This window comes from Diaphorobacter caeni (assembly GCF_015354245.1).
Lineage (GTDB): Bacteria > Pseudomonadota > Gammaproteobacteria > Burkholderiales > Burkholderiaceae_C > Diaphorobacter_A > Diaphorobacter_A caeni.
Genome location: NZ_JADKYZ010000009.1, coordinates 229997 through 255467, shown reverse-complemented (window position 1 = coordinate 255467; position 25471 = coordinate 229997). Strand labels below are relative to the sequence as shown.

The 25471-nt window shown below is 62.0% G+C and carries 28 protein-coding genes; 24 read left to right on the top strand and 4 right to left on the bottom strand.

Features of this window, described 5'->3' with window-relative positions; all coding sequences use genetic code 11:
• The first annotated feature begins 26 nt into the window (after window positions 1-26).
• From ISG32_RS21730 to ISG32_RS21645, 18 genes are all read left to right on the top strand, one after another.
• Window positions 27-722 (top strand): hypothetical protein, encoded by a 696-nt coding sequence (locus tag ISG32_RS21730; protein WP_194773116.1) that lies wholly within the window; start codon window positions 27-29, stop codon window positions 720-722.
• Between the two features lie 2 nt (window positions 723-724).
• Window positions 725-1186 (top strand): RusA family crossover junction endodeoxyribonuclease, encoded by a 462-nt coding sequence (locus tag ISG32_RS21725; RefSeq protein ID WP_194773115.1) that lies wholly within the window; start codon window positions 725-727, stop codon window positions 1184-1186.
• The gene (locus ISG32_RS21720) at window positions 1183-1398 is read left to right on the top strand and encodes a DUF7220 family protein (protein ID WP_194773114.1); all 216 of its coding nucleotides are present in this window, start codon (window positions 1183-1185) and stop codon (window positions 1396-1398) included. The genes ISG32_RS21725 and ISG32_RS21720 overlap by 4 nt, the downstream gene beginning before the upstream one ends.
• Window positions 1395-1742: a hypothetical protein gene (locus ISG32_RS21715; protein ID WP_194773113.1), complete on the top strand. Its 348-nt coding sequence runs from the start codon at window positions 1395-1397 to the stop codon at window positions 1740-1742. The genes ISG32_RS21720 and ISG32_RS21715 overlap by 4 nt, the downstream gene beginning before the upstream one ends.
• Entirely contained in the window at window positions 1739-2212 is a 474-nt protein-coding gene (locus ISG32_RS21710; RefSeq protein ID WP_194773112.1) for a DUF1367 family protein, read from the top strand. Before ISG32_RS21715 ends, ISG32_RS21710 begins: the two co-directional genes overlap by 4 nt.
• Window positions 2209-2727 carry a hypothetical protein gene (locus tag ISG32_RS21705; RefSeq protein ID WP_194773111.1) on the top strand — a complete coding sequence of 173 codons (519 nt, stop codon included), beginning with the start codon at window positions 2209-2211 and terminating at the stop codon, window positions 2725-2727. Before ISG32_RS21710 ends, ISG32_RS21705 begins: the two co-directional genes overlap by 4 nt.
• Window positions 2728-2810: 83 nt before the next feature.
• The gene (locus ISG32_RS21700) at window positions 2811-2975 is read left to right on the top strand and encodes a hypothetical protein (protein ID WP_194773110.1); all 165 of its coding nucleotides are present in this window, start codon (window positions 2811-2813) and stop codon (window positions 2973-2975) included.
• Window positions 2976-3049: 74 nt separating this feature from the next.
• Entirely contained in the window at window positions 3050-3568 is a 519-nt protein-coding gene (locus ISG32_RS21695; protein ID WP_194773109.1) for a hypothetical protein, read from the top strand.
• 790 nt (window positions 3569-4358) lie between these two features.
• A complete protein-coding gene (locus ISG32_RS21690) occupies window positions 4359-5033 on the top strand; it encodes a hypothetical protein (protein ID WP_194773108.1) in 675 nt (224 codons plus the stop codon).
• Window positions 5020-6588 (top strand): terminase, encoded by a 1569-nt coding sequence (locus ISG32_RS21685; RefSeq protein WP_228529997.1) that lies wholly within the window; start codon window positions 5020-5022, stop codon window positions 6586-6588. Before ISG32_RS21690 ends, ISG32_RS21685 begins: the two co-directional genes overlap by 14 nt.
• Window positions 6589-6591: 3 nt before the next feature.
• Window positions 6592-8727 carry a portal protein gene (locus tag ISG32_RS21680; protein WP_194773107.1) on the top strand — a complete coding sequence of 712 codons (2136 nt, stop codon included), beginning with the start codon at window positions 6592-6594 and terminating at the stop codon, window positions 8725-8727.
• 8 nt (window positions 8728-8735) lie between these two features.
• Window positions 8736-8921: a hypothetical protein gene (locus tag ISG32_RS21675; protein WP_194773106.1), complete on the top strand. Its 186-nt coding sequence runs from the start codon at window positions 8736-8738 to the stop codon at window positions 8919-8921.
• 23 nt (window positions 8922-8944) lie between these two features.
• Window positions 8945-9958, top strand: a complete 1014-nt coding sequence (locus ISG32_RS21670) for a hypothetical protein (protein ID WP_194773105.1) — start codon at window positions 8945-8947, stop codon at window positions 9956-9958.
• Between the two features lie 165 nt (window positions 9959-10123).
• Window positions 10124-11227 (top strand): N4-gp56 family major capsid protein, encoded by a 1104-nt coding sequence (locus ISG32_RS21665; RefSeq protein WP_194773104.1) that lies wholly within the window; start codon window positions 10124-10126, stop codon window positions 11225-11227.
• A gap of 66 nt (window positions 11228-11293) precedes the next feature.
• Window positions 11294-11695: a hypothetical protein gene (locus tag ISG32_RS21660; RefSeq protein WP_194773103.1), complete on the top strand. Its 402-nt coding sequence runs from the start codon at window positions 11294-11296 to the stop codon at window positions 11693-11695.
• 77 nt (window positions 11696-11772) lie between these two features.
• A complete protein-coding gene (locus tag ISG32_RS21655) occupies window positions 11773-12147 on the top strand; it encodes a hypothetical protein (protein WP_194773102.1) in 375 nt (124 codons plus the stop codon).
• Window positions 12148-12149: 2 nt separating this feature from the next.
• Complete coding sequence (locus ISG32_RS21650; RefSeq protein WP_194773101.1) at window positions 12150-12806, top strand: phage adaptor protein; 657 nt, start codon at window positions 12150-12152, stop codon at window positions 12804-12806.
• Between the two features lie 16 nt (window positions 12807-12822).
• Window positions 12823-14154 carry a hypothetical protein gene (locus tag ISG32_RS21645; RefSeq protein ID WP_194773100.1) on the top strand — a complete coding sequence of 444 codons (1332 nt, stop codon included), beginning with the start codon at window positions 12823-12825 and terminating at the stop codon, window positions 14152-14154.
• 42 nt (window positions 14155-14196) lie between these two features.
• On the opposite strand, the gene ISG32_RS21640 is transcribed toward ISG32_RS21645, so the two are convergent.
• Window positions 14197-14772: a hypothetical protein gene (locus ISG32_RS21640; RefSeq protein WP_194773099.1), complete on the bottom strand. Its 576-nt coding sequence runs from the start codon at window positions 14770-14772 to the stop codon at window positions 14197-14199.
• Window positions 14773-15151: 379 nt separating this feature from the next.
• Between ISG32_RS21640 and ISG32_RS21635 the strand changes: the two genes are divergently transcribed.
• Together ISG32_RS21635 and ISG32_RS21630 are read left to right on the top strand one after the other, a co-directional pair.
• The gene (locus ISG32_RS21635) at window positions 15152-16462 is read left to right on the top strand and encodes a hypothetical protein (protein WP_194773098.1); all 1311 of its coding nucleotides are present in this window, start codon (window positions 15152-15154) and stop codon (window positions 16460-16462) included.
• Entirely contained in the window at window positions 16452-19043 is a 2592-nt protein-coding gene (locus ISG32_RS21630; protein ID WP_194773097.1) for a hypothetical protein, read from the top strand. The genes ISG32_RS21635 and ISG32_RS21630 overlap by 11 nt, the downstream gene beginning before the upstream one ends.
• Here the strand turns inward: ISG32_RS21630 and ISG32_RS21625 are convergent.
• Entirely contained in the window at window positions 18970-19866 is an 897-nt protein-coding gene (locus ISG32_RS21625) for a hypothetical protein (RefSeq protein WP_194773096.1), read from the bottom strand. The genes ISG32_RS21630 and ISG32_RS21625 overlap by 74 nt on opposite strands.
• Before the next feature lie 56 nt (window positions 19867-19922).
• Window positions 19923-20129 carry a hypothetical protein gene (locus tag ISG32_RS21620; protein ID WP_194773095.1) on the bottom strand — a complete coding sequence of 69 codons (207 nt, stop codon included), beginning with the start codon at window positions 20127-20129 and terminating at the stop codon, window positions 19923-19925.
• Window positions 20130-20313: 184 nt separating this feature from the next.
• Between ISG32_RS21620 and ISG32_RS21615 the strand changes: the two genes are divergently transcribed.
• Window positions 20314-20541, top strand: coding sequence for a hypothetical protein (locus ISG32_RS21615; RefSeq protein ID WP_194773094.1), 228 nt, complete (start codon window positions 20314-20316; stop codon window positions 20539-20541).
• A gap of 17 nt (window positions 20542-20558) precedes the next feature.
• On the opposite strand, the gene ISG32_RS27790 is transcribed toward ISG32_RS21615, so the two are convergent.
• On the bottom strand, window positions 20559-20681 hold the full coding sequence (locus tag ISG32_RS27790; RefSeq protein ID WP_267254048.1) for a hypothetical protein: 123 nt from the start codon (window positions 20679-20681) through the stop codon (window positions 20559-20561).
• 169 nt (window positions 20682-20850) lie between these two features.
• Between ISG32_RS27790 and ISG32_RS21610 the strand changes: the two genes are divergently transcribed.
• From ISG32_RS21610 to ISG32_RS21600, 3 genes are read left to right on the top strand one after another with little or no spacing between them, the layout of a single operon-like run.
• On the top strand, window positions 20851-22020 hold the full coding sequence (locus ISG32_RS21610) for a hypothetical protein (protein ID WP_194773093.1): 1170 nt from the start codon (window positions 20851-20853) through the stop codon (window positions 22018-22020).
• The gene (locus tag ISG32_RS21605) at window positions 22017-22478 is read left to right on the top strand and encodes a hypothetical protein (RefSeq protein WP_194773092.1); all 462 of its coding nucleotides are present in this window, start codon (window positions 22017-22019) and stop codon (window positions 22476-22478) included. Before ISG32_RS21610 ends, ISG32_RS21605 begins: the two co-directional genes overlap by 4 nt.
• A 6-nt stretch (window positions 22479-22484) precedes the next feature.
• Window positions 22485-25469, top strand: a complete 2985-nt coding sequence (locus tag ISG32_RS21600; RefSeq protein ID WP_194773091.1) for a hypothetical protein — start codon at window positions 22485-22487, stop codon at window positions 25467-25469.
• Window positions 25470-25471 lie beyond the last annotated feature (2 nt).

Sequence of the window (25471 nt, the reverse complement as noted above, 5' to 3'; positions counted from 1 at the left end):
AACCCCAACCACTGAGGACCATTGAAATGACCGCACCCGTTTCCGAGTTCGCTTTCCGCAACCCCACCGATGTGACACTGACCAGCGTGAATTTCCGCAAGGAACATCACGGCGATGATCACGTTCAGGCGGTCGACCTGACCATGTCGGTCAACGTGCCCAACACGCAGCTGGACATCATCGTGCCGGGCCTGCGCGAGGCGCTGTACTGGAACGCCGACACATCGTCTGGCCAAGCCGAGATCGAAGGCGTGCCCGCCACCACTCCCAATCTGCGCTTTCCGCGCCTGAACGGCGGCAAGTTCGGCCTGGACGACAAGAAGAACAAGCTCGCGGGCTTCGAGCTGCGCATCGAGTACGGTCTGGGCGACGACACCAGCAACATGGCATTCGACTGCTGCAAGGTGGTCAAGCGCGCGATCGATACGAAGGAGGGCGGCACGGTTCTGCTGAGCTGGCAGGTGCAGTACGCCGGCGACCGGCTGGACCAGGAAACCTGCGGCAAGCTGGCACTGCTTGAGCAAGACCTGATCGCGATCACGCTGATCCCGCCGGTGGTCTCGCAGCAAAGCGATTCCGAAGAGGACGAGGAGCAGGAAAACCCATTCCCCTTTGGCGACGACGAGGATGAGCCGACCGCCGAGGACCTGTTCATCAAGGCCGCCAGCGAGCAGGACGACGAGCAGCAGCAGGCGGCTTCACTGGAATCGGACGAGCGCTGATCATGATCGAGCTCACCCTGCCATACCCGATCAGCGCGAACCGCTACTGGAAGCATCGCGTCATGAACGTCGGTGGTCGCATGCAGGCGACCCAATACGTCAGCAAGGAAGCCAAGGAGTTCAAGGAACACGTGGGCTGGCTGGCGCGCGCAGCGGGGGTGCGGGCTCCGCTCCTTGGCCGCGTGGCCATCGCCTACACGCTGCACCCGCACCGCCCGCAGGACTATCTGCGCCGCATGAAGCGCGATCCGGCAGGGTGGGAGGACACCGTGCAGTGCATCGACCTCGACAACGCCCAGAAGGTGTTGCTCGACGCGCTCAAGGGCATCGTCATGGAGGATGACAAGTGGGTGCGCTCGATCACTGCCACGCGCGGCGAGCCGGTCGAGGGCGGGAAGTTGGTGGTGCGCATCAGCCTGGCAGCGGCCCCCGTAGTGGCGCAAGCCACATTGGAGCTGGCATGAGCCAATCGCGCCTCTCGTCGCTTGCCGAGACCTGCATCAGCATCGCCATCGGCTTCGTGGTGTCGCTGATCCTGACTGCCTACGTGCTTCCCGCCTACGGACACGCGGTGACGCTCGGCCAGAACCTGCAGATCACCGGCATCTTCACCGTTGCCAGCATCGTGCGCGGCTACTTGGTGCGCCGGGCATTCAATCGATGGGCACGAGCATGAGCCGCGAAACCGTCGACCAGCTGATCCAACGCGTGATGGCTGAGCACCCCGGCTCGGGCCCGCGCGACTTGGCCAAGTACTTCGAGGCCGTACACCAAGAGCTGGCGCCGCTGGCTCGCGAACTCGAGGCAGAGAACCACCGGATGCGTGAGCAGCTGCGCGATGCATGGACTGAGCAGAAGGCATTGCGCACTCCACGCGGGCGCTCTGTTTTCACGTGCCCGGGTTGCGGCAACGTGTATCGCGCTGGCGAGCAGAACGTCACGATCTACGCCGACAGCGGCAGGGCCAAGTGCCGGTCCTGCGACAGCGTCTTGACCGAATCAGAGGAGCGACGCGCATGAGCAAAGTCGTGATCACCAAGGACAGGCAGGGCAAGCTGTGCGGGCTCGACCCGGCTGGCCAGCGTGCATACGCCAAGTGGCGAAAGCTGGTGCTGGATCTTCCCGTCGGCCAGACCCTGACGTTCTCCTACCGTCTGGCCCGCAGTCCGCGCCATCACCGGCTGTTCTTCGCCAAGCTGCAGGAGCTGCTCCGGCGCACCGAGGCCTTTCAGGTGATGGACCACCTGCGGCACTGGGTGGTGATGGGCGCCGGATATGCCGACTTCGTGCCAGGTGTGGACGGCACACCCAATGCAATCCCTCGCAGCATCGACTTCGACAGCCTTGACGAGGTCGAATTCTCCGAGCTTCACAGAGCCGTCGACGCGTTCCTCTGGACAGAGCGCGCGCATGTCGCGCTCTGGCCCGAGTTGTCCGCACAGCAGCGCTGGGACTGCATGGACTCTTTCATGAAGACCTTCGAACGATGAGCAAAGCACCGAAAATTCACACCATCCAATCTCTTCTGGCGCGCACCGTGGAAGAGGGCAGTTGCCGCCTCTGGACCGGCTATCTGGCCAACGGCGTTCCGCAGGTGCACCACGGCGGCAAGATGGTGCCGGTGCGCCGCCTGCTGCTGACGCTGGCCGGCATTGACTGCTCGGCAGCCGCATTCGTGCCCTGCAACTGCGGAAATTCCAGCTGCGTGGAGCCCAAGCACATCGTGCAGCTCAGCTTTCGGCACCACATGTCGGCAATGGCGCGCACCTCAAACGCTGGTGCCGTGAAGCAGATCCGCATCGCCAAACTCACGCAAACACGTCGCGCAAGCTCTCGGATCGGATCCGTGACCGTCGCGCGCGAAATCGCGATCAGTGCCGAGTCCGGGCCGGTGCTGGCCAAGCGGTACGGGGTCTCTCGATCCACGATCAACAACATCAAGCGCGGGACGGCTTGGGCGGCGGGAGCCAATCCGTTCGCTGGCCTGCTGGGTGGGGCGCGATGAAATGCCCAGACTGCATAGCTGCTGCAACGTCCGCGAACTGGCCGGGGTACATGGCTGGGTGCCGGGGCTGCAGCGTGCGCGCGTTGGCCAACGGTCTCGAATTCTTCAAGTCCAAGCAAAGCGGTAAATCCACGCCAGCCTATCGCGCGGCGATTGTCACCCTGCTGGGCGAGGACTGGGAAGCCGGGCACCGGGAAGTGAAGGCGGAGCACCAGCGCCTGCTGAGCCTGAGGAAAAAGCCACCCTGAAAAAGGCAAAGCCACCCGAAGGTGGCCTCACCCGGTCTGTGACCTGAGCACTCACAGTTTACGGGGAATTGATGATGAATACCACCACGCAAACCACCAGCGCCACCAGTCAGATCATCTGGGATGCCATCCTGGGCATGCGCGCCAACAGCCAGGCCATCAGCCGTCAGCGCCTCATGGAGTTGACCGGCCTGACCTACACGAAGATCGACGACCACGTCAGCCGATGGATTGAGGACGGCCGCCTGCGGCGCGTTGTCGACGGCGTGTATGAACTCGTCGATCCGATGCCGGAGCCGCGCACCGTCATGTTCTCCGACACGCCAGACGGCATGACGGTGATCGAGGTCGGGGATCAGGTGCTCAAGGTCTGGCCGCGCGAGGCGCAGATCATCGCCATGCGCCTGCGCGGCAATCTGGTCCAGTACGCGCAGCTGCAGACGCAGCATGACATGGGGGCGTTGTTGGCCGAGGTTATGACGCAGAAGCGGGCGATGACGGATCGGGTGAGCGATTTGGAACGGGTGGCGCAGCAGCAGGCGCAGGAGATCCGGGAGTTGAGGAAGTCGGCACAGATGAGTCTGATCGTATAAATTCAGGCTTCCAGACAGGCAGCTTGTCGGGCAATGGGTTGCAGCCCAACTGCTTCGACACAAGGTTGTCTCCACCCTCTGTCACCCAGCCAATGGCGTTATGCTGCATTTCATGAACTGTGGTGGCCTCTATTCCATAACCTTTGATTTGAGAGAGGCGATGTAAATCCCGGGGGGTGGTGTAGATATCTATTGTTGTGTCTTTGTTCGTGTGCAGCGGCTCTCTGCCGACAAAGCTAAAGTACTTATGTTTTCCGTCATCTCTGTAGATATAGACAGTGATCGAATTGAGCGTTGTATAAATGCTGCCTATATTGTCTATTGCAACAGAACCGAGCAAGTAATCTGACTCGCACGGACGTCCATGCTCGTCGTAATAGTAGGCCCAGATACGCGTTACTGACAGGACCAGATGAGGGATGGCTTGCTTTTCTGCCAATTTATTGGCACGAACTGCTGCGTCGGCGGTGGTAACGGTCGCTTCAGCAGAAAGTATCGCAGCTTGCGCAGCATCTCTGGCAGCATCGGCCGATTCATATGCCGCCATGAGCGCTCCTATCGCACCTAACCCAGACATTGCACCCGTAAACAAATCGACCACCTTAACTCCCAGAAGCCATGCAAAAGCGAGCAAGATGGAGATGGTCAGGACGCCGCATTGAAGAGCGATCCGACTTCGGCGGTTTGCAGGGTGAGTTAGATTCATGGTCATTGCTCTCGATTTCGGAACGGCATTAGAACACCCCTCTAAGGATGGTTATATATATCAAATGCCGGAATCATCTCCGGCATGGTTCACGAATCTCAACCCCCAGCAGAATCGCCAGGCGCGGGCGGGGCTCCCGCCCCGGTGCGGCGCCGTGCTGACTGGGAAGCCATCGAGCGCGACTACCGCACCGGCCAGTTCAGCGATCAGGAACTGGCCGACAAGCATGGCAACGTCATTTCCCGGCAGGCGATCAGCAAGCGCGCCAAGGTCCAGAAGTGGCAAAAGGATCTGAGCAACGAAGTCCGCCGCGCCACGAAGGCCAAGCTGATCGCTGAGCAGGTTGCCGAAAAAGTTGCCGAAGAGGTTGCGACGCGGGTTGCCAAAGGTGGCAATGCAACCATCAACGCAGTGCTCGCCGCTGCCGAGACGAACAAGCAGGTGGTTCTCGGCCACCGCCGCGACATCGCCAAGCTGTCGGCCCTGACAATGGGTCTCGTCGGCCAACTCGAAACCGCCGCGGGCGAGACGGACCAAGCCAAACGACTCCCCCTCGGCGAGCTGGTGCTGACCGCGCAGCGTGCTGGCCAAGCCATGGCGCGCCTGCAGGCCGCTGAACGTGTCGCTTTCGGTTTGGATGAGCCGGAGGATTCCGCCGCCGCCGCCGCTGGCACATCGTCTCTCACCGACGCGCAGCGCGCCAGCCGCATGGCGGTGCTGATCGCCAAGGCCCGAAAGGCTGCCGATGATGCGGCCTGACGATCTCACGCCCGGCGAGCTGCTGAAGCTGGTGCAGCACCTGACACCCGAGGAGCGTGCAGAACTCGACGAACTGCTCACGGAAGGCTTGCCCATCTGGATGCCGCAGGTCGGCCCCCAGCTTGCGGCGCTTGAGTCGCTGGCCGACATCGTTTTCTATGGTGGCTCGGCCGGGGGCGGAAAGACCGACCTGCTGCTCGGTGCCGCACTCACCCAGCACGAGCACAGCATCATCTTCCGCCGAGAATCCGTGCAGCTGGTGGGCCTGGAAGAGCGGATGACCAAGATCCTCGGCACGCGCAAGGGCTACAACAGCCAGAGCGGCGTGTGGCGCTTGCCTGAGGATCGCGTGCTGGAGCTGGGCAGCGTGAAGGAACCCGACGACTGGATGAAGTACCAGGGCCGCCCGCACGACCTGAAGGGCTTCGACGAGATCTGTCACTTCGCCGAGCTGCAGTTCCGAACCCTCATCGGCTGGATGCGCACGGACAACCCCAATGTGCGCCAGCGCGTGATCTGCGCGGGCAATCCACCCACCAATGCCGAGGGCGAGTGGGTCATTCGGTACTGGGCGGCGTGGCTTGATCCAATGCATCCCAACCCTGCGAAGCCCGGCGAGCTGCGTTGGTATGTCACGAACGAGAAGGGCGAGGATCAGGAAGTGCCGGGGCCGGACCCTGTCAAGGTCGGCGGGGAGTTCGTAAAGCCGAAGAGCCGCACCTTCATCAGCTCCAACGTCGACGACAACCTGTTTCTGCAGGTCACCGGCTACAAGGCCACCCTGCAGGCGTTGCCCGAGCCCCTTCGCTCGCAGATGCTGAAGGGCGACTTTCAGGCTGGCCGCACGGATCCAGTGTGGCAGCTGATCCCGACCGAGTGGGTGAAGGCGGCGCAGGCACGCTGGAAGCCGCGCGAGGAAAAAGGGCCGATGACGGCACTCGGCTTCGACCCGTCGCGCGGTGGCATCGACAAGTCGTCGGCAGCGAGACGCCACGGCAGCTGGTTCGACGAAGTGATCACGGCACCGGGTGCAGTCATCAAGGACGGCCCATCCGCTGCAGGGTTCGTCACGCCACTGGTGCGGGACGGCGCTCCCATTGCCATCGACAGCATCGGGATCGGCTCCAGCGCGCTCGACTTTCTCGTCGGCCTCAACCTGAACGTGCATGCCGTTGTGGGCTCGGCCTCGAGCAGCCTGATGGACATGGCCGGACAACTGCGCTTTCGCAACAAGCGCGCCGAGATGTACTGGCGCCTGCGTGAGGCGCTCGATCCGACCGCCACCCAACCGCTTGCGTTGCCGCCGGACACGGACCTGCTGGGTGACCTCACGGCGCCGCGCTGGAAGGTAGTGGTGACCGGAAAGGGCTCCGCCATCCAGATCAGCAGCAAGGACGATATCCGCGACGTGCTCGGGCGCTCGCCCGACAAGGGCGACAGCGTGGCCATGACGTTCGTGGCGGACCTGCCGAAACCCAAGACCAAACCCAAGGACAAGACCTGGCGCGAAAAGCTCCTGTCCAAGAAGAAACGAGGATCGGCTCAGGCCGCATAAACCATGGACCCCAAGGCACAAGACAACTGGGCCCGGTACCAGTACGGCAAGGACCGCGGGCACCTGCGCTACATGATGCAGGCCGCGCGCTGCGAGGGAATGTATCTCGGCGGTGGTGAGCAGTGGCTGCCGGAAGACCGTGCCATTCTGGATGAGCAGGGCCGCCCAGCCTACGAATTCAACGAGGTGAAGCCGTCGGTGAACAGCGCCATCGGCTACCAGATCAACAACCGCATGGACATCGCCTACAAACCGGCGAGCGGTGACGGCGACATGCAGACGGCCACCATCCTCTCGAAGGTGGCGATGCAGGTCTGCCGCTCCAACCAGTTCCATTGGCTGGAGACGCAGGTGTTTGGCGACGGCCTGATCGAGCAGCGCGGGTACTACGACCTGCGCGTGTCCTTCGACAACAACATCAAGGGCGAGATCAGCATCGGCACACTCGATCCGCGCGACGTGGTGCCCGATCCGGACGCCAAGTCTTATGACCCGGACGGGTGGGGCGATGTCATCGTCACCCGCTACCTGACGTTGGACGAGATCGAGCAGCGCTACGGCAAGAAGGCGCGCAAGGCGGCCGAGGACAGCAACGACGCCGGCAGTGACTTCGGCGAAGAGGACGCGGAAACCCGGCGCAACAGCTTCGGCGCGGACGGTCTGCAAGGTCTCGCCGATGCGTACCGAACCGAGAAAGACGGTGACGGCCTGGCCCGGTACCGCATCATCGACCGCCAGCGATTCGTGTTCGAGATGACCTCGTGCATCGTGTTCCCGGAGTCCGGAGACGTGCAGGTCGAGGCCAACCTCGCAGCCGACTCGATCGCTGATGCGCTCTCGAAGGGCGCGGTGCGCGCCAAGCGCATGAAGCGCCGCGTGCAGTGGCTGGTCACGACGTTCACGCAGGTGCTGTTCGACGACTACAGCCCATACGAGCACTTCACCATCGTGCCGTACTTCGCCTATTTTCGTCGCGGCAAGACGCGCGGCATGGTGGATGACGCCATCGGGCCGCAGGAGGCGCTCAACAAGGCTGTCAGCCAGTACATCCACATCGTCAACACGGCTGCGAACTCAGGCTGGATCGTCGAAGAAAACTCGCTGACCAACATGGACACCGAGGATCTGGAGAGCGACGGCGCGCGGACCGGCCTCGTGCTCGAGTTCAAGAATGGTTCCACGCCACCCAAGAAGATTCAGCCCAACCCGGTGCCAACCGGCGTCGACAAGCTGATCGACCGCGCCGACAAGGCGCTCAAGGACGTGACCGTGCCCGAGGCCATGCGCGGCATGGGCGGCGCGAACGAGGCCGGCGTGGCCATCCAGTCCAAGCAGTTCGCAAGCCAGCAGCAGCTCGCCGTGCCGCTCGACAACCTGGCCTACACGCGCCGCCTGCTGGCCGTGCGCATGCTCAAGCTGATGCAGCGCTACTACGACAGCTACCGCGTGTTCCGCATCACCGAGACCGACCCGCGCACCGGCAAGGAAGTCGAGCAGGTCATGGAGATCAACAAGTTCGATCCCAGCACCGGCGCCTACCTCTACGACGTGACGGTCGGAGCCTACGACGTGGTGATCACCGAGCAGCCGATGCAGATCACGTTCGAGAACAGCCAGTTCACCCAGGCTCTCGAGATGCGTGAGAAGGGCATCCGCATTCCTGACGCCACGGTCCTGCGGTATTCGAATCTGGCTGACAAGGGTGAAATCATCGACAGCATGCAGGGTGAGCAGCCGCCCGCCGACCCGACGCTGCAGGCGAAGGCTGACCTGTTGGCCGCTCAGGCGCGCAAGGCTGATGCAGATATCGAGAACATTCAAGCCGACACCGAGCTGACACGCTCGCGCACCGTGAACGAGCGCATGACGACGATGTACAGCTCCTCGCAGGCCGCGCAGGTGCTCATGCAGATTCCAGGCACTGCCCAGATGTCCGACTACATGCTCGGCTCGGCCGGGTTCGAGGACCAGAACGCGGGCCCCATTGTTCCGCAGGGCCTGGCACCGGAAGCCAGCATTCCGCCGGTCGACATGCCGACCAGTACCGACCCGCTCACACCCGCCAGTCCGGCGCAGGGCCTGAATGCGGGTCTCGAAACCCAGCGCGCAGATGGTGTGCGCGATCTCAACCAACCATAGGAGCCATCATGGCCAAGAAAGATACCTGCTGCGCGGTCGAGCCCGACCACGATTGGCGCGCCGAGAGCGACATGCGCACGCTTGCTGAGGCGGAGGAAATCAAACGCGATTCCAAGCGGCACAAAGCCGCGCTGGCCAAGGCCGCCGCAAAGATCAAGGACCTGCAGACGCTGCAGCCGTCCGAGAAGAAGTAACCACCCAAGAAAGGACCATTGAGATGAACCCGATTCTGAAAATGCTGCTCTCTCGTTTGCACGCACCCGCTGGCGATGATGGCTCCAACACCGGCGGCACTGACGCTGCGGTGTTGGAAGACCCGCAAGCGGGTGGTGGAGCTGCGGCCGAGCCCGAAGACCGCGGCGACATCGTCGACCCTGCTGTCAACGCAGCGAACCTGCAGGCCGTGCTCGAATCCGGTGCTGGCGCTGCTGAGCAGGGCGCTACCGGGGAGGGCGCGGGCGAAGGCGATGGTACCGACGCGAGCAAGTCTGGATCGCAGAGCGTGCCGCATGCCCGCTTCAACGAAGTCAACACGCGCAAGAAGGAGCTGGAGTCCGAGAACGAGCAGCTGCGCCGCGAGTTGGCTGCAGCGCGCTCGCCGTCGCAGGCTCCCGCACCAGCTGCTGCCGCTGCACCTGCACCGGCGGCGCAGTTCGACCCTGACGCCAAGGAGCAGGAATACGTCGCTGCGCTGATCGAAGGCGATGCCGCCAAGGCGTCGAAGATCCGCCGCGAGATCAACGACAACCTGGTCGCTGAGGCCGAGGCCCGCGCGGACGCGAAGGCCGAGCAGCGTTCACAGGCCGCGATGCTGAAGGGTGAGGTTGCCGAGACCATGAAGGCGCATCCGTGGCTCGACACAGAAGAGGGTGCAGACGCACTCGAGCTGATCGTGGCGGCGCGCGACGCGGGCATTGCTCGCGGTCAGGCTCCGCACGTCGCTTTGCGCTCGGCCGTTGCCAAGATCGCGCCGAAGTTCGCGCCCGCCGCTGCAGGTGCCGCAGGTAATCCCCCGGCTGGGGCCTTGCCGGGTGCTGCAGGCAAGCCGGATACTCGCTCCACAGAAGCCGTGAAGCGTGGTGCCGCTGATTCCCAGAAACAGCCGCCGTCACTCCAAACGGCTGGTGTCGGCAACCGTGCAGCGGAGTCTCAGGTCAGTGTTGAGGACATGACGGATGAACAGTTCGCGGCCCTCAGTGCGGCAGAGAAGAAGAAACTGCGCGGCGATTGATTGACTCGTTCGGCAAGGTACTCGCCCGCCTTGCCGAATCTCTGCTCAGGGTGTTCTTTCGTCTTGGGTTGACGTTAAAACTCCCGGCGCTCTTGACCGCCTCACCGTCATGTCTCCGCTTTGGCAGCGCAACGCCTGTTTCGTAACCAATCTAGGAGCCTAACGATGGGTGCAACCAATTTCGCGGAGCTGACGCCCGCACAAAAGCTGGTCTGGGAGCGTGATGTTTGGCACGCAGCCCGCGATCAGATGTTTATCAAGAAATTCATGGGGAAGGACGAAAACTCCATGATTCAGATCATCACCGAGCTGACCAAAACCGAAAAGGGCGAGCAGTGCATCATGCAGCTCGTGGCCGACCTGGTGGAAGACGGTGTTATCGATGATAACGAGCGCGAAGGCAACGAAGAGGCGATGCAGTCCTATGCGCAGATTCTGAGCATTGGCCTGATGACCCACGGTGTGCGCAACAAGGGCAAGATGGCCGATCAGAAGACGGTCATCAACTTCCGTGAAATGGGCAAGAGCCGCCTGGCTTACTGGCTGGCCAACCGTATCGATCAGCTCGCCTTCCTGACGCTGTCGGGCATCAGCTATGGATTCAAGAACAACGGTGCGCCACGCGTGGGCTCCCCGTTCCCGAATCTGGCGTTCGCCGCCGATGTGTCTGCGCCAACCTCCAAGCGCTCCTTGATGTGGGACGGCACATCGCTGGCGACTTCGAACACGGGTGCTATCACTAGCGCATTCGTGCCGAAGTACACAATGATCGTGGACATGATCGCCTATGCCAAGGAGCACTATGTCAAGCCGCTGATGAGCGGAGGCAAGGAATACTACGTGCTCCACGTTCACCCGCAGACATTGGCGCAACTGAAGAAGGATCCCGACTACCAGCGCGCCGTAGTTGCGGTTGCTGCCAAGAGCGGCACCGACTCGCCTTGGTTCACTGGCGCGACCGTTACGGTGGACGGTGCCGTAATCCATGAACACCGGCTGGTCTACAACACCAAGGGCGCGGCAGCAGGTGCGAAGTGGGGCGCGGGCGGCAACGTGAACGGTACCCGGACGTTGCTTTGCGGTGCGCAGGCATTGGGGATGGCCGATTTGGGCGCTCCCGAGTGGTGCGAGAAGAAATTCCAGTACGACAGCCAACAGGGCATCAACGTGGACAAGATGCTCGGCTTGCTGAAGTCCAAATTCTTCTCGATATACGACAACTCGCTCGAAGACTTCGGCGTGGTCTCTCTGGACCACTACCTGCAGTAAGCAGCCACAGGGCAGGGCCTCGCGCCCTGTCCGCCCAACTCCCCCTGATGTTGAAAGGAGGCCATCATGGCCATCAAAAAGAACTCCGGTCGCCAGGAGCTGATCGTGGCGCACCTCACCATCGGCTTTGCCGACATCGCGGCCTACGGCACAGCCGAGCCTGCAATCGACTTGCCGGGTAACGCTGTGCTGGTCGGCGGCGACGTGACGGTCACTACGGCATGGAACAGCGCCACCACGGCAACGCTGAAGTTGGGCGATGCCACCGATGATGACCGCTACACGGCAGTCGCCATCGACCTGAAGACAGCAGGCCGCACGGCGCTGACCATCACCGGCTTCAAACACCCTGTGGCCGAGGCGCTCAAGGCGCTGGTTGCACAGTCGGGCGCCGCCGCAACGGCGGGCAGTGCGCGCATCACCATCCAGTATTTCGTTGAAGGCCGTTCGGCCTTCAGCCAGGGCTGAGCTGTTTCTCAGTGGTCGGGCCTGCGGGCCTTTTAACCCGGGAGCCTCGCGGCTTCCGGGCTTTTTGAAAGCGAAAAATGAAACTCCGTTCACCCACTGACGAACCCCTGCACATCGGCCTGACCTCCGGCCATACGCTGGTGATCGCTGCTGACGACGAGGGCACTGATGTGCCTATGATTTTCCGCCGTGAGGCACTGTCTCGCGGCGCCGTTCCGCCCGGCGAGCAGATCGACCCTGACCCTGTGCAGAACACGGCAATCAACCGCACCGAGTTGATTCGCGCCGCTCTGGACGGCATGCTCGATGGCGGCGCCGAAGACGACTTCACCGCTGACGGCAAGCCCAACCTGCGCAAGCTGGGCACACGCGTCGGCTTCACGGTATCGCGCGAGGAAGTGGATGCCATCTGGGCCGAGGTGTCCAAGGCATCTGAAGGCGACGACAACTGATCATGAAGGTCGATCAGCTCCTCGCCGCATTCCGCTCGGACTTGGACGACGCGGTGGAGAACTATCTGTGGTCAGATGCGGACCTCGTTCGCTATCTGAACAGTGCGGTGCAGGAGGCGTGCGAGCGGGCAAAGCTGATCGAGGATCGGCTCACGCCCGCCGTCGTGCCAGCGCAGGCCTTCTACGAACTGCATGCGAGCGTCTTCGAAATCAAGCGGGTCACGTTTCGTGGCCGCCCTCTGGACGAGACGAGCGTGGAAAAGCTCGACTGCGACTCGCCTGGCTGGGAGAATCGCCACGGCCAGCCGCAACTCTATATCTTCGAACCAGCGACCGGTAAGCTGAAGCCTCGCGTGCGTCTGGTACCGAATCCGACAGTCGTCGGTGATCTGGTGGTCACTGTATATCGCGGCGCTCTCAAACCACTGACGGAAGATCAGACCATTGTGGAGCCGGAAGTCCCCGCGCGATTCCATGAGGATCTTCGCCATTGGGTGTATCGCTGCGCGTGTCTGAAACCAGACGCCGAGACCTTCAACAAGGTGAAGGCGCTGGAACATGAAGCCATGTTCGCCCGCGCTTTCGGCGAGCGGCCAGATGCCAACGTGCAGCGCAAGCACCGGGACAAGCGTCCCCCTGTCGTCCGCATGCGTTGGTGACGCACAAGGAATTCACGTGGCTGATCAATCTGACGCCGTTCAGCAACTGCTGGAACTGAACCGCTCGAGCGTCCCCAAGAAGGCTTCGGCGGATCCGCGATCAGGCGCGACTGCAGCCATGTCATCTATCCCGGATCGCATCAACGCGGCAATCTATCCCGCATCTCTCGGAGCCGTCCGCGATGTCGCGAACCGGGCCGCGATCAATGTGATGGGAGCTCCGGTCGATGCTGCTGCCGTGCTCACGAACTCGGCCATCGCCGCCGGTGGACTGGCAGGCCACAAGCTGGGTCTGATGTCCGCGCCTCCCGATTTGATCCAATCGCCCGTTGGCGGATCTGAGTGGCTGGGACAGAAGTTCGAAAACATGGGGTCGGTTTCGCCCGTGCGGCGTCCTGCAGCTGAAGCCTTGGCAACATTGATGACGCCCTTGGCAGGCCTTGGTCGAGCCGCTGCTACGGGTCCTAAAACCGGATTTTCGACGGATACGCAAACTATTTTTTCCAAGCCTGCGCAAGGTGCTGGAGGTGTCGCAAATTCGGGCGATGCTGCTACAAGAATGCAAGCGTTTGATTTGGTCAAAACATCGAAAAACGCTATAATCAGTGACCCTAAGCCACTACAGCAAAGGCCATTTCATGACGACTACCCTCAAGGCGCTCAAGGGGAGAGAGGCAGCCCACTTACGGTTGACATCGATGGGAATCCTCTCGGAGCGCGTTTCATCGCAGGACGCCGAACTGTTGGAGGCGATGACGAAGGCCTCTCAGGAGTCGATGCGTACGGGCTTGCCCGTGACCTTGGAATTCAAACCGACTTCGCAGCCAGAAGCGGACCGCAGTTAAAGGGCGACTTCGGACGCTACACGCGCTCCGGGGACCAGCGCACCATTTCGATTGATCATGCATTGCCAGCCGAGACGCAGGCCAGAGTTCAGCGACACGAGCTTGGTCACGCAGTCGACGATTTAACCTTTGCCACCATCGGACGAGGTGGCTCGAAGATTCCTACGGACGGAATCAAGCGTGAACTTTCGCAAGTTTATTCTGACCAAAACTCATCGATGTATGTTCCAAAAGGGAAGATCGGAGCAACACCGAAGACTGACGGTTATCCTCCATCCGAGATCGATTCTGAATTGATGTCCGAAGCCATTCGCGCCTACATGGCTGATCCAAATTACATCAAGTCTGTGGCGCCAAAAACCGCGAAGCGCATTCGCGAATATGTGAACAGCAATCCCAACCTGAACAAGGTCATCCAGTTCAACTCGGCTGGTGCCGGACTGGGGCTGGGAGCTGCTGCCACTTTGATGCACCTGCCTTCGGACGACGCTTCAAGTCCTTAACTGAGCACAGCGATCTGTGATCGCAAGAGGCTCCCGCGATCCTTACGACAAACGTTTCGCACGTCGCTTTGCACGGCGCCGCGGCATACCCTTCACTCGTTTAAGCGGCAGTGAAGCCACCCAGTGATGCCGCACAACCGCGACACATTGACTCCATTCGACAAATCGTTTTGCCCAGGCTTCGGGATCATCCTTCTCGCCATTGAATCCAGCGTGATAGATCTTCTGGCCTGACGGCGTAATGAGATAAGAGTCGTTGTCGCAGCACGCCTCACCGCTATACAAGCCCGGAATCGCGAGCTTCAAATACAAGCGCATTTCATTGGAGAAGTGCTGCGTCGTTCGGTACTTGCCCACCTTGATTGTTCTATGCGGCCAATCGCAAATCGTGAACCAGTCTCCGCCCAATCGCTCTTGCATATCCAGTTTGGCGCTTGCTGGAATGGATTGCCAATGCGACTCGAGCTGCGCGGCGGGTACTGGTGGAAACCAAATCAAATAGCTATGCCCAGCGTCGTCGCTCATCGCCACGCAGAAATCTCGCTCCATGCGGCTCTCAATCTCCGCGGCGCGTAATGGGGAATCTCCTGCATGGCGGCGGTCGATATTGAATTTCATGGTGTGCTTGATCTTGAGAGGCTGATTGACGGAGCTGTGTTTGTGCCCCCTGTGGGGTTTTGCATCGCGCCGCCGCAAGTGGAGACTGTAGCCAATCTCCATTGAAAGGCCGCAGATGGCATCCCCAAATTCCGCAGAGCAGGAGCTGGAGCAGCTTCCTCGACCAACATCTCCAAGGAATATCTTCCCCGGAAATCGCCTGCAGGGCGAAAGTGGCTTCGGAGGAGCTCCGGTCAATCGGGGGCCCATTGCATCTGCGGTGTCTGCGTCACCAGAGGCAGTCTCGGCACCAGCAATTCTGGGAAATCTTACGGGCGCGGTAAGTGCGGGTGCAGGTCGCGGCTATGTCAATCCGCCGATGGCGGACCCGAGCAAGCCCTTGGTCAAATCGGCCACTTCAGATTCGACTCAACCATCCAGCGGTGCTGCTTCGGCGCTCGGGACTCTTGGGAATGTCACCCGCGTAGGCAACAGCTACAGCGGCAATGACGTAGCGGGCGATATCACCATCAACGGCAAGGCTCCATCGGGCTCCGTCACTTCGCTGCCCGCAGGCGCGATGCCGAGCGGTATCGGTTCCGGCTTTTCCAACTTTGCAGGCGGCGACGTTCCTGCATCGGCTGAAAGTGCCGCGAATAACTTGGATGCACGCTCGCGTCTGGAGTCGATGGGGCGGCTCATGGCATCCGGTCAGATTCAGGCTCCTCAGGCCGGCCCGTCGTTCATTGCCTCAGGCAACACGGGGTTCCGCCGGGCACGCTCGATCCTCGCAGGCGAGTTGGGCGCGCAACGCCAGTTCGACTATGCCCAGGGCAACGATCCGGCATCTCGCGCACGCAACGCTCAGCTTCTTCAAACGACCATGCAGGAGCAGGGGGCCAATGCTCGCGCCATGCTCGGAGATCTTGGAAGCACACGCCGAACCCAAATGGAGCAGGGCGGGGCATTGCAGCGCACCTCCATGCAGGAGCTCGGACATTTGCAACGGCAACAGATCGCCAGTCGTGCTACCGTCGACGCTGCCAACGCACGCAGCCAAGCGCCTGCTGGCTATCGCTACACAGCGGATGGCAGTCTTACGCACATTCCGGGTGGGCCAGCAGATCCGACAGTCCGCGGCTCGCGCGCGCCGCTCAACGACACGCAGGCCAAGGCCCTGCAGTTCGGCACGCGCATGCAGGAAGCGGGAAAAAAATTGGACGAGCTGGCGAAGGATGGACCGGATGGGAAGGCTGGCGTCGAGCAGCCTGGCTTGATTAAACGAGCTGCCGGAGATGGCGCGCTGGGAAGCATGCTCAACTGGACTCAATCAGCAGAGCAGCAGCAGGTCGAGCAATCACAACGTGACTTCATCAATGCTGTTTTGCGCCGGGAGTCCGGAGCGGCCATTGCCGATGCAGAATTCAACAATGCCCGCAAGCAGTACTTCCCGCAGGTGGGTGATACGCCTGAGGTGATTGAGCAGAAGCGTCAGAACCAAAGAATTGCGACGGCGGGCATCATGGCTGAAGTCCCCGATGCCGAGAAACGTGTTGGCCAAGTGTTGGGGGCTGCGCAGACATCCGCGTCGCCAACGCAGGGCCAATCGGCAGCTCAGCCCAAGTCTGAACGAAGCGTCGCCCGCACCGGCACCATGAACGGTCGACGAGTGATTCAGTACAGCGACGGGAGTGTCGAATATGCCAATTGATCCGAATGCAGTTCAATGGGACGAACCTGCAGCGGCAGGCACTACCTCAACCTCAGAGCCGGCCAATGCGCCTGCTTCGAAGATCGATCCGGGAGCGGTCAAATGGGATGATGAACCCGGCAGTACGTCTCCCACCCCCGCAGCGGCACTGGCGGCCAAGCCATCGCTGGGCGATCAGGCTGCGCGCGGCTTCGGTATCGGTACACGTGGGGTAGTCCAAGGCCTCGTAGATCTCCCCGCGATGGTGAGCGACAACCTGATCGCAAAGCCGCTCAATGCTGCCGCCGACTTTGTGGCCGGCAAGGGCATCGGTCCGCGACTCAAGATGGCCGGCGACTCCGTCGGCGACTTGATGACCCGAGCGGGCGTGCCGGTTGCACAGTCGGCCAGCGAGCGTGTTGTTGAAGGCATCAATCGGGGCGCTGCCGGGGCAGCCTCAACAATGGGTCTGGGCGCAGCAGCTGCGACATCTGCGGCCGCTCCTGTCGCGCGCGCCGTGGGCGCCGAGTTGATGGCAGCGCCTGCAATGCAGTTGGGCAGTGGCGCGGCCTCCGGTGCGGCATCCAATATCGTGCGTGAGAGTGGAGGTGGCGAAGGTGCGCAGCTTGCCGCAGGGCTTGTGGGCGGGCTCGCTCCTTCCGTGGGTTCCTTTGCGGCAAAGGCGGCGGTGCGCGGCGTGGTTCGCGGTGGTGAGGCTGGTCGTCAACGGATGGTCGAGAACATCAAGACGTTCGAGGATGCCACGGGCACGACGCCGACACTTGGTCAAGCCACTCAGTCGCGCGGCATTCAGGCGGCGGAAACAGGTCTGTCGAACGTGCCCGGTGGCGCTGGCATCATGCAGCGGCGCGGCGAAATGCAGGCAAAAGCGCTGCAGGACAGCGTGCAAGAAGTCACGGATTCGCTGTCGCCCAACGCCACAGGCTGGGGTGCAGGCGAAGCAATCGCCAAGGGCGTGAACGCGTTCAAGGACAACGTCAAAACGACTCAAACGGCGCTGTATCGCAAGCTCGACGACTTCATCCCAGCAAGCACGCAGGTGGCCAGCACGCGCACACAGCAGGCGCTTGCCGACCTGAACGCCGACATCGCGGGCGCGCCAGCACTTTCCGCATGGTTCAAGAACGCGCGCATTCAGGGCATCGAAGGTGGGTTGAAGAGCGACACTGGCGGCATTGAAGCCATTCTGTCGCGTCCCGGCATGCGTGAGAAGGCCGAAGAGCTACGTGCGCGCCTCACTGCCGAAGCACAGAGTGCCGAGGCCGCCAATCAGCGTCACGCAGGAAACCTTCGGCTTCAGACCGATGAGGCGATCGAGGCGAACAAGGCATGGCGCCAGGGTCTGCACGACCAGGCAGCCAGTGCAAAGGCGCAGAACGCAGAGTGGCGCGCAGACCTTCAGCGTCAGGCTGAGGCAGCCACTGCTCGTAACTCCGAGCGCGCGAACCTCGGGATGAACAATTTCGAGCCCGTCCAGACCCCCAAGGAGATCAAAGAGCTGCCCGACAAGTATCCCGTGATGAGCGCCAAGGAAATCAATGCCCTGCCTGAGCCGAACTCCGTCATGTCCCCAAGGGATCTCGGCAGCATCCGCTCGCCCAATGTGGTCCGCAACAGCGATCAGATCGAGCGTGAGGTAGCTGATTTCTTGCGCGGCGAAGTGGATGGAAAGCTGCCCTACGAGTCGCTGAAGAAGCTGCGCACCTTGGTGGGCGCCGAGATCAGCGAGGGCGGTCTCACGGCCGACGTGCCGCGCAGCAAGTGGCGCGCGCTGTACGCAGCGCTGAGCGACGATCTGGGTGATGCAGCAAAGGCAGCAGGCCCCCAGGCCGAACAGGCGTGGGGGAGGGCGAATCAGTACACGCGCGCCAGCATCCAGCGTCTGGAACAGCTCGAGTCCGTGGTGAACCGCGACGCTCCGGAGAAGATTTTTCGTGCGGCCACCAGCGGCATGTCGGATGGTGGAACGCAGATCACGCGCATCATGAAGAGTATGCCGGTCGAGAACCGGCGCGAGGTCGCGGCGGCTGTGCTGCAGCGTCTGGGTCGTGCGCGGAACTCGGCTCAAAATGAGATGGGCGAGAACTTCTCCAGCGAGACGTTCCTCACGAATCTGGCTGCGATGAGCGGGCCCGCGCGCATGGCGCTGTTCGCGAATTCGGGCATGCCTGGGCTTCGCGGGAAGATCGAGCAGATGGGTCGGATGGCATCGCTGCGCAGGGAAGGTGCACAGGTGCTAGCGAATCCAAGTGGGACGGCCCGGCAGGCTTCAGCTATAGGGTATTGGTCTGGGCTGGCGACTGCTTTGGCCACGGGAAACGTTCCGGTGCTTACTGGTCTCGGGGCCGCAGGGGTGGGCGCGCGGATTGGTGCGGCGGTTGTCAATAGTCCGAAAACCGTAAATTTCTTTGCGCGTAGTTCGGAACTCAGCAAAGGCGCACCAGCTGCGGCAATCAACACCCTCAGCCAATCCAGCAACACCGAGCCCGTGATCTACACGAACCGAATCAAGGCCGGAGTGGAGGCTCGGAAGCAGGGGAGGCAGGTGTTCCCGTCGGGCAGTGGGTGGGTTGTGCGCTGACTTGAGCTTCTTCGGCCCGCTGGGCCGTGCGCGCTCGATGCGCCAGCCACTTTGCGCGCTTGATTTCGATGCGATTCACAATGCGCGGCCATTCCTGGGTGGCGAAGCCATTGCCTGCATAAGCAACAGCTTCGTCGGGAATTGAGCGCAGTGCATCGATCGAGAATTCGAGAAAGCAGAACTTGCCAGCTTTGTACTCCGCAAGCTCTGCGATGAAGCGGCATGTTTCGGCTACTTCATCGGGTGGCTCCCTTCGCTCCACCATACTGAGCAGATAGGCTCTAGCAATATCCACCATCCATAGTGCTTGCGCCGGTCCATTGCCAATACGCTTTGGCTCCAGGACTTCCAGATTGGCGAGCCGGCTGTGCAGGCAAAGCAATGGGTGCAACACATCCATCGTGCACCCATCCAAGTTCAGTCGCACGGCCAAGCGCCGAACTTCCTCGACACTGGGACCCACAATCGTGCGAAGGAAATCCATGAGCAGCACGCGCTGCCCCCGCTTGACATATGCAATCGCCGAGCTGGGTGTCGCATCAAAGTCGTCGGCAAAATAGAGATCTACCTCGGCACCACCAGAAAGCTGATCGCATAGCCATTTGGCATCCAACTTGCCACCCAGCCAATCTGCATCTTCGGTGAGCGCAATACCTTGACCCAAAGGTGATGGAATGTCAAAAATCACACTCCAGACCTCAAGCGCTTGTCCTCCAACAAGGATCAAGCGATCAGGATCGGTGGAGACTTTCTTGGTGACGAACTGGAAGTCGTCCGGGGTGAATTTGTCGATTCGACGTGGCGTCGGCAGACTCGGTCGCATTGGGCTTGATGTGTTGGAGGCAGTGCCTCACAGTCTAGCCCGGCTCACGGACGTAGTTACAATTTCGGCCAGCTCAATACGCGCGCCTTGACTCCGACAGGCATGAAGCCTGCAATCTGGCGCGAATCGGCGTTCTGTACAACCTGGGCGTCCGAGGCGGACACAGCTCCGCGGCGAGCTACTCGCTTCATGGCTGCCAGCCGATAGTGGTCAGGCGCATGCTTGAGACTCTTCTTCCGAAGGGAGAGAGCGATCTGCTTCATGGTCGTTCCAGATTGTGGGAAAACTTACGGGGCTAAAAACACAGAGGCTTCTAGCGCCACCAACACAGCTGTTATACGGTGTTATTGGGTATTATTTAATCATATTTGGTGAAATGGTGTGAAATATTGGGGAATGTTTAGAAATATCACGTGCTCGGCAGAGGCTTCGTTGTGATCTTCGGACATGGACAGCCTCTCAGGTGTCGGTTACATTTCGACGATGCCAAAGCCCCTTGATCGCTACCGTCCGCCCATGAGCCTTGCGGAATCCGAGCGCCTCCTGCGCGGGGAGGCGGAGCATCGGGAGATGAAGGAGGAATGGGCCGGCATGGGAATGGTCTTGCTGGGCATTTTTGCCGTCGTTCTCTTCTTCGGCGGGCTGGGCTTCGCCATTCACAGCTTCTTTGGCTGACCGCGAAGGCGGCACGGTCACTTCTCCGCCGCCAGCGCCTTCAAGTCCACGTGCCCCGCCATTGAGCCGGTCTGATCCAGCATGTTGTGCAGGTCCTGAAGCAGGCGCCCGAACTTGGTGTCCATGTTCTTGAACGTCATGCAGCACAGTTCAACGACACCGGACCGCGAAAAAAGCGCTCACCCAAAAAGCAAAAGCTGATTTTTCGAACGCCCAAAAACAAAGCCCTCATGAGAGGGCTTTTTCGTTGGAGCGCTCACACCCCTTTGGGGTTCGCCACGCAAGGCCAAAGCCGGAATCATCACCGGCATGACAGCGATCCGCGAATTCAAGGGCTTGAACAACGTCACCGACCCGGTGCGTCTGGGCCTGCCTTGGCTGACGGTTGCCGACAACGTGGATATCACCGAGAGCGGTGCGGTGCGCCGCCGAGAGGGCTTTGCATTGGGCATGGCCTGCGCACCCACCGGCATCTACTCTACGCGCGACGAGGAGCGCTGCTACTTCGTTGAAGCAGGCGCACTGCGTGAGCTGCAGCCCGGCATGTCCGCTGTCACACTGGCAACCGGGCTGGCGCGCGAGACGCATTGGACCGAGTTCAACGATCAGACGTTCTTTGTCAGCGGCGACGCGGCGGGTATCGTGCGCGCCGATGGCGTTGTGCTGCCCTGGCGCATCGATCCACCTGCTGAGCCAGCACTCTCTGCGATCACCGGTGGCACGCTGCCTGCAGGCCGTTACCGCGTCGCGTGCACCGTGGTGCTGCCCGATGGCCGTGAGTCGGCGGCGAGCAGTGCGGCGGAGATCGAACTCGAAGCAGGGCACTCGCTACGCGTGAGCGGCATTGAGCAGCGCACGGGCGCCGTGACGCGGGTCTACATCTCACCCGCAAACAGCACGGTGTTCCAGCTTGCCAGCGCGGCTGGTGCGCAGCTCAACTGGAACAGCGGTCCCGAGGCGCTTGGCCAGGAGCTGCAGACCGATGGACTCGATGCGTTGCCGCGCGGCGTGGGGCCGATCGCTGAGTGGTCGGGCTCGATCTATGCCGCGATGTACCTGCCGGAGCAAGACCAGTCTGTTGTCTGGCGCAGCGAGGCGCTCGCGCCGCATCTCTGGAATCTGTCGGCCAACTTCTTCATGGTGCCGGGGCGCGTGCACGCACTCGCGCCGCACGACACCGCGCTCATCGTCGGCACAGACCGCGCGATCCACGCATACACGCCCGAGGCTTTCCCGGTTCTGGCCGACTACGGAACGGTAGCGGGCATGCCGTGGGCACTGGACGGCAAGCGTCTGCTGATCTGGACCAAGCGCGGGCTTTGCCAGTTTCCCGAATTCACGAATCTCACCGAGCGCCGCGTATCCGTTGCGCCCGGTACGCACGCTGGTGCCGCTGTCATTGAGGCAGGCGGCCAGGTGCGCTTTGTCGCTTCTCTTCACGCGGGCGGCAGCCCATTCAACAAACGAGGTATCACATGACCGTTAAACTTTCGACAGGCCTGCGCAACGCTGCGTGCGGCACCCTTGGTATCGCTGGCGCGCTGAATGGCGGTGTGCTGGAGATCTATTCTGGCCCTCAGCCAGTGTCGGCCGACTCGGCAGTGACGGGCACAAAGCTGGGTGTCGCCACGCTCGACGCCGGCGCTTGGGTTGCAGGAGCGCCAGCCAATGGCCTTGAGTTCGATGCTCCTGCAGGTGGCGGCGTCGCGAAGCCGTCGGCCGCCGTCTGGAAGTTCATCGGATTGGCTGTTGGACAGGCAGGCTGGGTCCGCTTCATCGGCAACGCGCCGGATGATGGTTCCGCATCTGCAACGTTGCCGCGCCTTGACATGGCTGCGGCTGCTGGCGGCGGCGATTTCAAGATGAGCAGCATCGCGATCACAGTCGGCCTGCCCGTCACCATCGACGTCTTCTCCGTGGCGCTGCCCGCGCAGTAAACCGCCGTGGAATTCCTGAACATCCAGAACGCGGCCGGCGCCAAGCTCCTGCCGTTCGCACGCTCGCAGGCCCAGCGTCTGCGGGCTTCTGGCGTTCAGGATGTGACGCGCAATTTCGTGGTGCAGGGCTTCACGATCACTGTGCGTATCCATGACGAGGTGACGTGGATCGCCATACGGGGCGGAAGCGCCGGATATGAGTTCTTCGTCACCGAGGATCTGCGGGAATACGACGCGGCCACCGGGTCGGCCGGGTGGCTGCAGTATCCCGTCGAGGACGACAACACCGGCAACGTGACGGTGGGCAATTTCACGAAGGGCCACGGCGTGGGCTACGACAAGGACGGCAAAGCCTCGCCCCTGTTCTCCCACGTCTTCGAGCCTCCGGAGGGCGTCTCATCGTGGTCGAAGGTGGATGTGCCGATGCCGGAAAAGACCAGCGACGACACCGCGATCCGCCGCAAGCCCGACGACTTCACGACCCGGTACTCGTGGCAGAACCAGCGTCTGGCGGCGGCCTATGTCAGCTACTCGCCTGGCGGCAAGAGCGTGCTCACATCACCCAACGGCGCGGGCGTTGGCATCGGGGCCTATGCCTACACGGCGTCGCCGCGCAGCACGGCGCTCAAGCCCGTGGCCGCAAACCGCCGCGGGCGCGGAGAGTGGTCTCCGCTCACCAACAACATGGACGAGCACTTCGACACGAAGTCCGCGTTCTATCGTGCCGACGGCATGCGAGTGGGCGCGAGCCAGTATCCAGGCAGCGACAAGGTCTGGTATCGCCGCTGCGCGGTGCAGGAGGTCGAGCTGCCGAGCGGCGCCAAGCGGCAGTATGTGATCCAGACCGACACGCATGGCGTCTTCTCGGTCTGGCCGCTCGACGCCTACCAGAGCATGGGCAAGTTCCCCGGCCTGTACGAGCAGGGCGGCGGCTTCTGGGATGTGAAGGACTACGCCAAACGCGTCACGCCTCCATACCCGGCATGGGTGCACACCGTCCCAGTCGGCGAGGACGCAACCAACGAGCAGATGCTCTGGCAGTGGAATTCCGACGGCACGCGCTGCGTCACCACGGCGCTCGAGCGCGTGGAATCGTGGGTCTGGATCTGGACGAAGAGCGATGCACCGAATGCCGAGAACTTCATGGCGCTGGCGGACACCTGCGCGATGCGTGCTTACTCATCCGTGTTCACCGATGCCGGCCTCAACCTGACACAGCGCCAGGACTTGGACTCAACAACGGCCGCGCCGCGCCGCTACGCCGATGGCAGCCTGATCACCGAAGACGATGCGGTGCAGTATCTCCGCGTCCGTGAGTGGCGCCACAAGCGCCCATGGTCGACCGGAGCGCGCGTGCCGGTGGCGGCTTACGAGTTCGAGTCGGGACAGCTGCTCGGAACCACACAGGAAGACGCCATCAACACGTTCACAGCCAGCATGCGCAAGGTGACGTGGATGTCCGTGAATCCTGCGAACTACGACCCTGCGTTCACCTACATTCCGGGGCTGCTGGAACTGGAGATCCGCATTGTTCCGGGCACCAGTGCAGAGACTGATCCGTCTGATTTCGATGTGGTGTTCACGGTGCTGCAGGATCGTCCCTACAGCGAGTCAAAGCGCTATCTCATCGATGCCGCGTACTACATCCCTGTCCCACGGCCGGGCGCGAAGGCGGCAGACGCGGCCGACGGCCTCGCGCGCGACGATCTGCTGACGGCGGAGATTGAATGCTATTTCACGCCCAGGCGGGCCAATCAAGGCGCGGCCAAGGATTTCGGCGTTGACGTGGCCAAGGACCTTGGCGGTGAATACTTTCCGCATTACCTCGATCCCGAGTTCGCGCAGGGCGGCCCGTACATCGGAGCGCCTGCATTCGTGCAGGGGCAGAGCGGCGCACTGCAGACCGTGCCCACGCGCGCACACCATGATCACATCGACGAGCCACACCTTGAGAGTCGTCTGACCGGTCATTTCCGGGCGAATGGCGTCTATGCGTACTACACGGTCAAGAAGGGCGATCAGCGGATCCAGCGCATCTGCGTGGCGCACAACCTGCGCTGGGAGCACGGCCACACGGACATGCTGCGCGACGTGATGTTTCGCGGCTACGACCAGAACATCATTGACCAGAGCTCGCAGGAGTATGTGTGGGGCGTCCCTGGCAAGACATTCATGCCGCTCGCCCCGATCGACGAAGAAGTCGGCTCGCGCATCAGCCCGAAGCGCGGCGAGTACGTCTCGGGCAACCTGATGCCCGCGTCCTTCATGGCGACGATCGCATTCGCAGATCTGCGCTATCTGAACTTCATGACGCTGACCTACCAGCGCGCGCAGGCCACACCGAGCGCCGGCCTCACCCAGTCTGCCGTATACCCGTCGCTGGCGCTGGTCAAGCCGAACCGGCATCTGCACATCCGTGGGGATGCGGTTCGCAGCGTGCTGTACACGCCCGACGTCGAAGCGCTCGGCGGCGATCCCGCATGGAACAAGACCGAGCCATCCGAGACGGCCGTCCTTCTGCCCAGTTTGCCGCGCGGCAGCCAGCCATGCGGCAACGAAGGCGCGGCGCTTGCCATGCAGCAGGAGTTCGCCGCCCGCTCGATCTATGTCGATCTGCACCACCACGTCGCGGCGAGCCCGAAAGGTCACTGGGCCGTGTGCTGGAACTGCACGCAGCGCACGAGCCTGGACACCGGAGACGGCCCGGACTACTCGCTCGATGATCCGCTGCCGGAATCGACCGCGCCCGCGTGGATCGATGTCATCCACATGCAGGGCGGCAAGGATTCCACGCATCGCGAGGCCTTCAACAAGGCATTCAAGGACGTGCTGAGCAGCGAGTCGGCAGACCCTGCTGCACACCCGCGCGGCTACGACTACTACGGCGACGAGAAGAAGACGAACGACGAAATGGCAGAGCCGGGCGGCGATGACATGCAGCTCGGATCGTTTTGCTCGCAAGGAATTTTTTACCACTTCGATGGAGGTTGAAC

Coding starts and splice junctions, on each gene's coding strand:
- ISG32_RS21720 (WP_194773114.1), top strand. CDS start 1,183: ATGAGCCAATCGCGCCTCTCGTCGCTTGCCGAGACCTGCATCAGCATC.
- ISG32_RS21680 (WP_194773107.1), top strand. CDS start 6,592: ATGGACCCCAAGGCACAAGACAACTGGGCCCGGTACCAGTACGGCAAG.
- ISG32_RS21620 (WP_194773095.1), bottom strand. CDS start 20,129: ATGAAGCAGATCGCTCTCTCCCTTCGGAAGAAGAGTCTCAAGCATGCG.
- ISG32_RS21650 (WP_194773101.1), top strand. CDS start 12,150: ATGAAGGTCGATCAGCTCCTCGCCGCATTCCGCTCGGACTTGGACGAC.
- ISG32_RS21710 (WP_194773112.1), top strand. CDS start 1,739: ATGAGCAAAGTCGTGATCACCAAGGACAGGCAGGGCAAGCTGTGCGGG.
- ISG32_RS21730 (WP_194773116.1), top strand. CDS start 27: ATGACCGCACCCGTTTCCGAGTTCGCTTTCCGCAACCCCACCGATGTG.
- ISG32_RS21640 (WP_194773099.1), bottom strand. CDS start 14,772: ATGAAATTCAATATCGACCGCCGCCATGCAGGAGATTCCCCATTACGC.
- ISG32_RS21665 (WP_194773104.1), top strand. CDS start 10,124: ATGGGTGCAACCAATTTCGCGGAGCTGACGCCCGCACAAAAGCTGGTC.
- ISG32_RS21685 (WP_228529997.1), top strand. CDS start 5,020: ATGATGCGGCCTGACGATCTCACGCCCGGCGAGCTGCTGAAGCTGGTG.
- ISG32_RS21690 (WP_194773108.1), top strand. CDS start 4,359: ATGGTTCACGAATCTCAACCCCCAGCAGAATCGCCAGGCGCGGGCGGG.
- ISG32_RS21675 (WP_194773106.1), top strand. CDS start 8,736: ATGGCCAAGAAAGATACCTGCTGCGCGGTCGAGCCCGACCACGATTGG.
- ISG32_RS21655 (WP_194773102.1), top strand. CDS start 11,773: ATGAAACTCCGTTCACCCACTGACGAACCCCTGCACATCGGCCTGACC.
- ISG32_RS21670 (WP_194773105.1), top strand. CDS start 8,945: ATGAACCCGATTCTGAAAATGCTGCTCTCTCGTTTGCACGCACCCGCT.
- ISG32_RS21625 (WP_194773096.1), bottom strand. CDS start 19,866: ATGCGACCGAGTCTGCCGACGCCACGTCGAATCGACAAATTCACCCCG.
- ISG32_RS21605 (WP_194773092.1), top strand. CDS start 22,017: ATGACCGTTAAACTTTCGACAGGCCTGCGCAACGCTGCGTGCGGCACC.
- ISG32_RS21660 (WP_194773103.1), top strand. CDS start 11,294: ATGGCCATCAAAAAGAACTCCGGTCGCCAGGAGCTGATCGTGGCGCAC.
- ISG32_RS21630 (WP_194773097.1), top strand. CDS start 16,452: ATGCCAATTGATCCGAATGCAGTTCAATGGGACGAACCTGCAGCGGCA.
- ISG32_RS21615 (WP_194773094.1), top strand. CDS start 20,314: ATGGACAGCCTCTCAGGTGTCGGTTACATTTCGACGATGCCAAAGCCC.
- ISG32_RS21725 (WP_194773115.1), top strand. CDS start 725: ATGATCGAGCTCACCCTGCCATACCCGATCAGCGCGAACCGCTACTGG.
- ISG32_RS21705 (WP_194773111.1), top strand. CDS start 2,209: ATGAGCAAAGCACCGAAAATTCACACCATCCAATCTCTTCTGGCGCGC.
- ISG32_RS27790 (WP_267254048.1), bottom strand. CDS start 20,681: ATGACGTTCAAGAACATGGACACCAAGTTCGGGCGCCTGCTTCAGGAC.
- ISG32_RS21695 (WP_194773109.1), top strand. CDS start 3,050: ATGAATACCACCACGCAAACCACCAGCGCCACCAGTCAGATCATCTGG.
- ISG32_RS21715 (WP_194773113.1), top strand. CDS start 1,395: ATGAGCCGCGAAACCGTCGACCAGCTGATCCAACGCGTGATGGCTGAG.
- ISG32_RS21610 (WP_194773093.1), top strand. CDS start 20,851: ATGACAGCGATCCGCGAATTCAAGGGCTTGAACAACGTCACCGACCCG.